Here is a 7,216-nt window from a genome sequence, read left to right on the forward strand (position 1 = left end):
GCCCGGGCTCGAGGGGGGGTCTTAACGTCGGCGGCTTTCTGCCGCTCTGGTCTGGGCTCGCAGCCGAGCCGAACGGACCACGCCGGTGGGGCGGCTACGCGGCCCGGATCGTGTTCAGGAACTTGCCGACCTCGAGCTTGAGGCGGTTGCTCTCGCTGGACAGCGACTGCGCCGAGGAGAGCACCTGCGAGGAGGCCGAGCCGGTCTCGGCGGCGCCGCGATCGACTTCGCCGATGTTCGTCGCGACCTCGGTGGTGCCCGACGCCGCCTGCTGGACGTTGCGGGCGATCTCCTGGGTGGCGGCCCCTTGCTCCTCGATCGCCGCGGCGATCGAGGCCGAGATATCGGCGATGCGGCCGATGGTGCCGCCGATCTCCTTGATGGCCAAGACCGAGTCCTGTGTCGCCGCCTGCATCCCGGTGATCTGGGCCGAGATGTCGCCGGTCGCCTTGCCGGTCTGGGCGGCGAGCGCCTTGACCTCCTGTGCGACGACCGCGAAGCCCTTGCCGGCCTCGCCGGCCCGGGCGGCCTCGATGGTCGCGTTCAACGCGAGCAGATTGGTCTGCTCGGCGATCGCCGTGATCAGCTTGACGACGTCGCCGATGCGCGCCGCCGCCTGCGACAGCTCGTTGATGCGGCCGTCGGTCTTCTCGGCCTGCTTCACGGCCTCGTTGGCGATGCGGCTCGACTCCTGCACCTGACGGCTGATCTCGTGCACCGAGGAGGCCATCTCGTTGGTGGCGGAGGCGACCGACTGGACGTTGGTCGAGGCGAGCTCGGAGGCCGACGCGACCTTGGTGGAGAGGCGCTGCGTCGTCTCGGCCGTGCGGGTGAGCGTGCCGGCGGCGCGCTCGAGCTCGCCGGACGCCGACGACACTGTCTCGATGATCTCGCCCACCGCGGCCTCGAAGCTGTCAGCGAGGCTGTGCATCTCGACGCGGCGCTGCGCCTCGGTCTTGGCCTGGTCCTCGGCGCGCTGCGCGATCATGCGCTGCAGGTCGTCGCGCATCCGGCGCAGCGTCGCCGCAAGCGTGCCGACCTCGTCGGCCTGCTCGACGTCGAGCTGCCGGCCGAAGTCGCCGGCCGCGATGCCTTCGGCGAAGGTCACGCTCTTGCGGATCGGCGACGAGATGCTGCGCGCCGCGACCCACATCAGCGCGATCGCGCCGAGCGCGACGACGAGACCGACCACGAGCTGCCACATCGTTGTTCTGGTGGCACGGGTGTCGAGCGCGTCGGTGAGCTTGCGGGCGTCGGCCAGCACCACGTCCTGCGGCACCTGGATCAGCACCGACCACGGCTTGCCGGTGTGGCCCATGGCGATGGGCGCGAAGGCGCGCAGCAGCTTGGTCTGCGGGTCGAGCTCGACCGACTCCTCGCCCTTCTTGATGTGGGAGAGATCGGCCTGGGCGTTCTTGTTGAAGGTCGACATCGGCTGTCCGATAAGGTCGGCACGGCCCGAATGCGCCACGATCAGGCCCTCGTCGCTGAGGATCACGATCTCGTTCTTGCCGCCGTAGACGGTCCGGCTCAGCTCGGTGGCGAGCTTCTGGACGAAGTCGAGGTTGAAGTCCGTGCCGGCGAGGCCGCGGAACTTGCCGTCGATCATGACCGGGACCGACAGGGTGGCGAGATAGACGCTCTTGCCCTGTACGATGTAGGGCAGGGGGCCGAGCACGCTTTCTTTGGCGCCCTCCTGCAGGCCGATGTACCAGCCGCCCTTCATCACGCCGTTGGGGTGGCGGTCGCGGCTGTCGTACTCGACCAGCGGCTGGATCGCGATCTTGCCGTCCTGGCCGCGGGTCCAGTACGGCAGGAACCGGCCGGTCGCGTCGGAGCCGGCGTCGCGGCGATTCCTGAACTCGCCGTCGCGTCCGTCGAGCGCGCCCGGCTCCCAAGCCGAATAGGTGCCGTTGAGCTGCGGGTTCTGCTTGAGCACGTCGAGCAGGATGCGATTGAGCTGATCGCGGCGCAGGTCGTTCGGGGTCGCCTCGCCGCCCTTGGAGGCGAGCACGCCGAAGCTCTCGGCCATGGTTCGGGCCGCCACCATCGCGACCGTGAACTCACGCTGCACGGCGCGCGCCTCGCGCGCCGCGAGATACTGCAGCGTCTCGCGGCCGTTGCGCTCCAGCAGCGACGAGACGCTCTGGTCGACGAACTGGTTGTTCCAGGACGAGGAGAGCACGCCGTAGCCGACCAGCACGCCGGCCGTGCCGACCAGGCAGACGCCGGCCAGCGAGGCGATCTTCGACTGAATGGATTTGGCGATGAACGATGGGAGCTTCATGGGAGAGAGCCTCGGCGTCGATGCAGTGGGACCGTCGGCCGGCGACACTCGAGGGGTGCCCCTGACGAGGGGGCCCGGGTCGAGGCGCCGCAGGGGTGTGCCGGAGCCGTCAAGACGCGAGAATTGTCGGCGAAACGATAAAAATGTCTGTCTATCAGGTCCGCGTCATCTGCAAATCGGCTCTGCATGATCACGTAATTCGGAGTCGACGAGGAGCGTCGGACAGCCATCTACATCCTTTGTATGAGGACGCTTCCAAGGCTCGGACGCATCGTTCGAAACTGAGCACGCCGGGCATCGCCGACATCGACGAAAAAGCCCGGGCCGTTCTGGCCCGGGCTCGAGGGGGGGTCTTAACGTCGGCGGCTTTCTGCCGCTCTGGTCTGGGCTCGCAGCCGAGCCGAACGGACCACGCCGGTGGGGCGGCTACGCGGCCCGGATCGTGTTCAGGAACTTGCCGACCTCGAGCTTGAGGCGGTTGCTCTCGCTGGACAGCGACTGCGCCGAGGAGAGCACCTGCGAGGAGGCCGAGCCGGTCTCGGCGGCGCCGCGATCGACTTCGCCGATGTTCGTCGCGACCTCGGTGGTGCCCGACGCCGCCTGCTGGACGTTGCGGGCGATCTCGCTGGTCGCCGCACCCTGCTCCTCCACGGCGGCCGCGATGGTGGCGGCGATCTCGGCGATCTTCCCGATGGTGCCGCCGATCTCCTTGATGGCCGTGACCGAGTCGCTGGTCGCCGACTGCATCTCGGCGATCTGGGCCGAGATGTCGCCGGTCGCCTTGCCGGTCTGGGCGGCGAGCGCCTTGACCTCTTGCGCGACGACCGCGAAGCCCTTGCCGGCCTCGCCGGCCCGGGCGGCCTCGATGGTCGCGTTGAGGGCGAGCAGGTTGGTCTGCTCGGCGATGGCCGTGATCAGCTTGATCACGTCGCCGATGCGGCTCGCCGCCTGCGAGAGCTGATTGATGCGACTGTCGGTCTTCTCGGCCTGTCGCACGGCCTCGTTGGCGATGCGGCTCGACTCCTGCACCTGACGGCTGATCTCGTGCACCGAGGAGGCCATCTCGTTGGTGGCGGAGGCGACCGACTGAACGTTGGTGGAGGCCTGCTCGGACGCCGAGGCGACCCGGGTGGCGAGGCTCTGCGTGGTCTCGGCCGTGCGGGTGAGCGTGCCGGCCGCGGCCTCCAGCTCGGTCGAGGCGGACGACACCGTCTCGATGATCTCCCCCACCGCGGCCTCGAACGTGTCGGCCAGCTTCTGCATCTCGGCCTTGCGCTCGGCGACGGCGCGCTTCTCGGCCTCCTGCTGCTCGCGTTGCATGCGCTGCTTGTCGAGGCCGTTCTGCTTGAACACGAGGGCCGCCTTGGCGATGTCGCCGACCTCGTCGCCGCGCTCGGTGCCGGCGATCTCGATCGAGAAATCGTCCTTGGCGAGCGTCTGCAGGCTCGCGACCGAGGCGCCGATCGGCCGGGCGATGCCGAACTGGCCGATGAAGAAGCCGAGCGCCAGCGCGCCGAGGATGCCGACCGACGCGACCGTGACGATGGTGTTGCGGCCGCTCGTGGCGGTCTCCTCGCCCTTGGCCGACAGCTCCTTCACCAGCTTGTCGAGTTCGGTGAAGTACTCGCGGGTGCGGGTGCGCGCCTTCTCCTGGGCCTCGCGGCTGGCCACGACCTCCTTGTTGAGGCGATCGAGCTGCTCGGCCGAGGGCGGCAGCGACATCGTGCGCACGAAGGCGAGGGTCGCGTCCAGCTCCTTGAAGTACGCGGCGGCCATCGGGCTGAAATCGGCGAGGAAGCGGCGATCGAGATCGGTCGAGGCGAGCTTCTTGATCCGCTCGTATCGTTCCTCGAACAGCTTGCGCTCGCGCTCGATGCGGCCCGTCGCGTCCTGGATGATGTCGGGCCGCGGGTTGGCGTTCATGCGGTACTCGGCCCGGTTCATCGCCAGCAGGTTGATGTTGAGCTGCGACGACAGCGTGTTCTTTTCGCCGGCCAGTTGCGCTTGGCTGGACACGTCGGACAGCACCGACAGTGCGTTGAGCGCCACGACGCTGATCACCACGGCCGCGACGCCGAGCAGCGCGATGACGGACAGGATCTTCGGCAGGATGCGAATTTTGGACAGCAGGGACATCGACGGCTCCAGGCAGGCGAGCATGGGCCCGCGCGCCGCAGCGGCACGCGGAGGACAGCGGTTCTCCCGGGTTGCGGGGACCGTGACGACGAGGGTTTCCTGGCTGCTCCGGGCACCTGGGCGACGGGGCAGGGCACGCGACCGGGCTCGAGCGAGCCGGCAAGAGCGGACGACGGAGAACGTTCGCCCAGCACCATTTCTGGGGCAAATCGATTAAAATTTGTTTTCTGCAAAGTAAAGGGCGCTAAGGCCGAGAACCAATACATAAGCATTAGGCGCGCATCGGGCCTGGTTTCTTCGCCCGGTTCGCATTCACCAATTCCGACTATCGTGTTGCGAAGCGGGGGCCGTCGAAGGCTGTGCGCGATCTGGTCGTTCGCGGCTCGAAGCGGTGTCGGCGTCACGCCGGACCCGGGACACGAGGCCGCGTCGCGCGCCGATCGCGCCTCACCCGGCCTCCGTCGGCCACAGCCAGGCGGCACCGCGCACGCCGCTCGAGTCGCCGTGGCGGTTCTTCACGATCGCCGTGTCGAGCCGGTCCGTGAAGGCGTGGCGCGCGACGCGCGCCGGCAGCGCGGTGTAGAGTGCGTCGATGTTGGAGAGGCCGCCGCCCAGCACGATCACGTCCGGGTCGATGACGTCGACCACCATGGCGAGGCCGCGCGCCGCCCGATCGAGATAATCCTCGAAGCACTTTTGCGCGATCGGGTCGCCCGCCGCAGCGGTGGTGACGATCTCACCCGGCGTCGCCGCTCGCCCGCTCGCATGAAAGAAGTCACGGGCGAGGCCGGGGCCGGACAGAAACGTCTCCAGGCAGCCGTGGCGGCCGCAATAGCAGGCGGGACCGGGCCGCTCGTCGTCGCGCGGCCAGGGCAGGGGCGCATGCCCCCACTCGCCGGCGATGCCGTTGCGTCCGGTGACCACGCGGCCGTCGACCACGACGCCGCCGCCCACCCCGGTGCCGAGGATGACGCCGAACACCACGCGCGCGCCGGCGGCGGCCCCGTCGGTCGCCTCCGACACGGCGAAGCAGTTGGCGTCGTTCTCCAGCCGCACCGCCCGCCCGAGCGTTCGGGCGAGATCACGATCGAGCGGCTTGCCGTTGAGGACGACGCTGTTGGAGTTCTTCAACAGGCCGGTCGCCGGCGAGATCGCGCCCGGCGTGGCGATGCCGACCGTGCCGCGCATTCCGAGCGTCGCCTCGGCCGCGGCGACGAGGCCCGCGATCGCCGCGAGCGTCCCCGCGTAGTCGCCCGCCGGCGTCGCCACGCGGCGACGCCACAGCGCGGTGCCGTCGTCGCCGAGTGCCAGCCCCTCGATCTTGGTGCCGCCGAGATCGATCCCGATCCGCATGATTCACCGCCCGCCCCTCTGCGGACGAGCGATGCCACCGTGGCAGCGGCGGCGCAACCGCGACCGACACGGCACCGTTCGCCGCTCGTCGCCGGGAAAAAGGCGGGATCCCAGGGGCGACAAAGCCGGACGGCCTGGATGCCCCGCCTTCGCGGGCATGAGCGGAGAACCGGGCGGACGCGGCGACCGATTCGGCGACCGATTCAGCTCATGCGCCGGCGCAGCGCGCTGGCGATCTCGCCGGCGCCCAGCATGGTGCCGTCGTCGCCCTCGATCAGCAGCACGGCGTGACCGGTGCGGCTCATATGGGCGGCCCAGCCGATCGCCTCGTCCATGCTGGCGGCGTCCTTGTGGAGAAGCTTGTCCCGCTCCAGCGGCGAGATGTCGTCCGCGCCGGCCGGCGCGCTGTAGATCCGGTACATGCTGCGCTCCTTCGCTGATGGATCGAACGGCGGAAGCCAATCAGAACCGCGGCGCGATCGGTTGAGCGAGATCAAGTCGTTCGGGCCGATCGCCGCGACCCGTCACCGCAGCCCGGTGATGCGGCCGTGCAACGGTCGCGGCCCGGGCGTCCGCCGTTCGGGGTGCAAAGCTTGACCGGGACGAAGGTTCCGCCATCCTTCGCCGAAACGGCGCGAGGGGGACGGGATGCGCGCGATCGGACGAGGTGTCGGGGCTTCGGCCCGCCGGAGAGTCCTGGGTGCGCTGGTGGGCACGGCCGTCTGGGCCGGTGGACTCGCTCCGGCCGTGGCCGGCGAGATCGACCCCGGCGCCACCGCGTTCCTGCAGACCGTGTCGCTCCCGATGCCGGCGGTCAGCCGCGTCATCTTCTGTCACGGCTTCGGCTGTGCCTTCCGCACCGAGATCGGCCTCGGCCCGGGCGACCGCGCCCAGATGGCGAGCCTGATGGCGGCCGGGCGGGCCTCGCCCGCCGCCGAGCGGGCCGCCATCGCCAAGACCGAGGTGTGGTTCGAGAAGCGGGTCGCCCCGCTCACCGGCACGGCCAAGGCGAAGGCGCGGGCCGGCGGCCTCGGCCACGCCAACGACCGCACCCAGTTCGACTGCATCGACGCGACCGTCAACACCACGTCGCTGCTGATCGTGCTGCAGGAGCTCGGGCTGATGAAGTACCACCGGGTCGGCGAGCCGATCTCGCGCCTGCTCACCGGCGGCGGGCCGCACTACACGGCGGTGATCACCGAGATCAAGTCGGGCGCCGAATGGACCGTCGACCCGTGGACCCACAATCACGGCGAGCTGCCCGATGTCTGGCCGGTCGCGAAGTGGAAGGCGGGGGGGTAGGGGAACGCCTTCCCACCGGCATGCCCGCGCTTGTCGCAGGCATCCACGTCTTTTCAGCGTGGCCCAGACGTGGATGGCCGGGTCGCGCCCACGGCTGTCCGGCACGGATTGTGCTTTATGCGGCGAGCCTCGGTTGGT

Annotated in this window: 5 protein-coding genes; 1 reads left to right on the forward strand and 4 read right to left on the reverse strand. The window is 69.6% G+C overall.

Going from position 1 to position 7,216, the window contains the following annotated elements; translation table 11 throughout:
• Positions 1-94: 94 nt before the first annotated feature.
• From ACFSOX_RS18310 to ACFSOX_RS18325, 4 genes are all read right to left on the reverse strand, one after another.
• Entirely contained in the window at positions 95-2,287 is a 2,193-nt protein-coding gene (locus ACFSOX_RS18310) for a methyl-accepting chemotaxis protein (protein WP_378479255.1), read from the reverse strand.
• 426 nt (positions 2,288-2,713) lie between these two features.
• Positions 2,714-4,423 carry a methyl-accepting chemotaxis protein gene (locus ACFSOX_RS18315; protein WP_378479256.1) on the reverse strand — a complete coding sequence of 570 codons (1,710 nt, stop codon included), beginning with the start codon at positions 4,421-4,423 and terminating at the stop codon, positions 2,714-2,716.
• A 447-nt stretch (positions 4,424-4,870) separates the two neighbouring features.
• The gene (locus tag ACFSOX_RS18320) at positions 4,871-5,776 is read right to left on the reverse strand and encodes an ROK family protein (protein ID WP_378479257.1); all 906 of its coding nucleotides are present in this window, start codon (positions 5,774-5,776) and stop codon (positions 4,871-4,873) included.
• Between the two features lie 203 nt (positions 5,777-5,979).
• Positions 5,980-6,198 (reverse strand): hypothetical protein, encoded by a 219-nt coding sequence (locus ACFSOX_RS18325; protein ID WP_378479258.1) that lies wholly within the window; start codon positions 6,196-6,198, stop codon positions 5,980-5,982.
• Between the two features lie 286 nt (positions 6,199-6,484).
• Here ACFSOX_RS18325 and ACFSOX_RS18330 point away from each other — a divergent pair, with 286 nt between their 5' ends.
• Positions 6,485-7,078: a hypothetical protein gene (locus ACFSOX_RS18330; RefSeq protein WP_378479259.1), complete on the forward strand. Its 594-nt coding sequence runs from the start codon at positions 6,485-6,487 to the stop codon at positions 7,076-7,078.
• Positions 7,079-7,216 lie beyond the last annotated feature (138 nt).

Source organism: Rhodoplanes azumiensis (assembly GCF_042682915.1).
Taxonomy (GTDB): Bacteria; Pseudomonadota; Alphaproteobacteria; order Rhizobiales; family Xanthobacteraceae; genus Rhodoplanes; species Rhodoplanes azumiensis.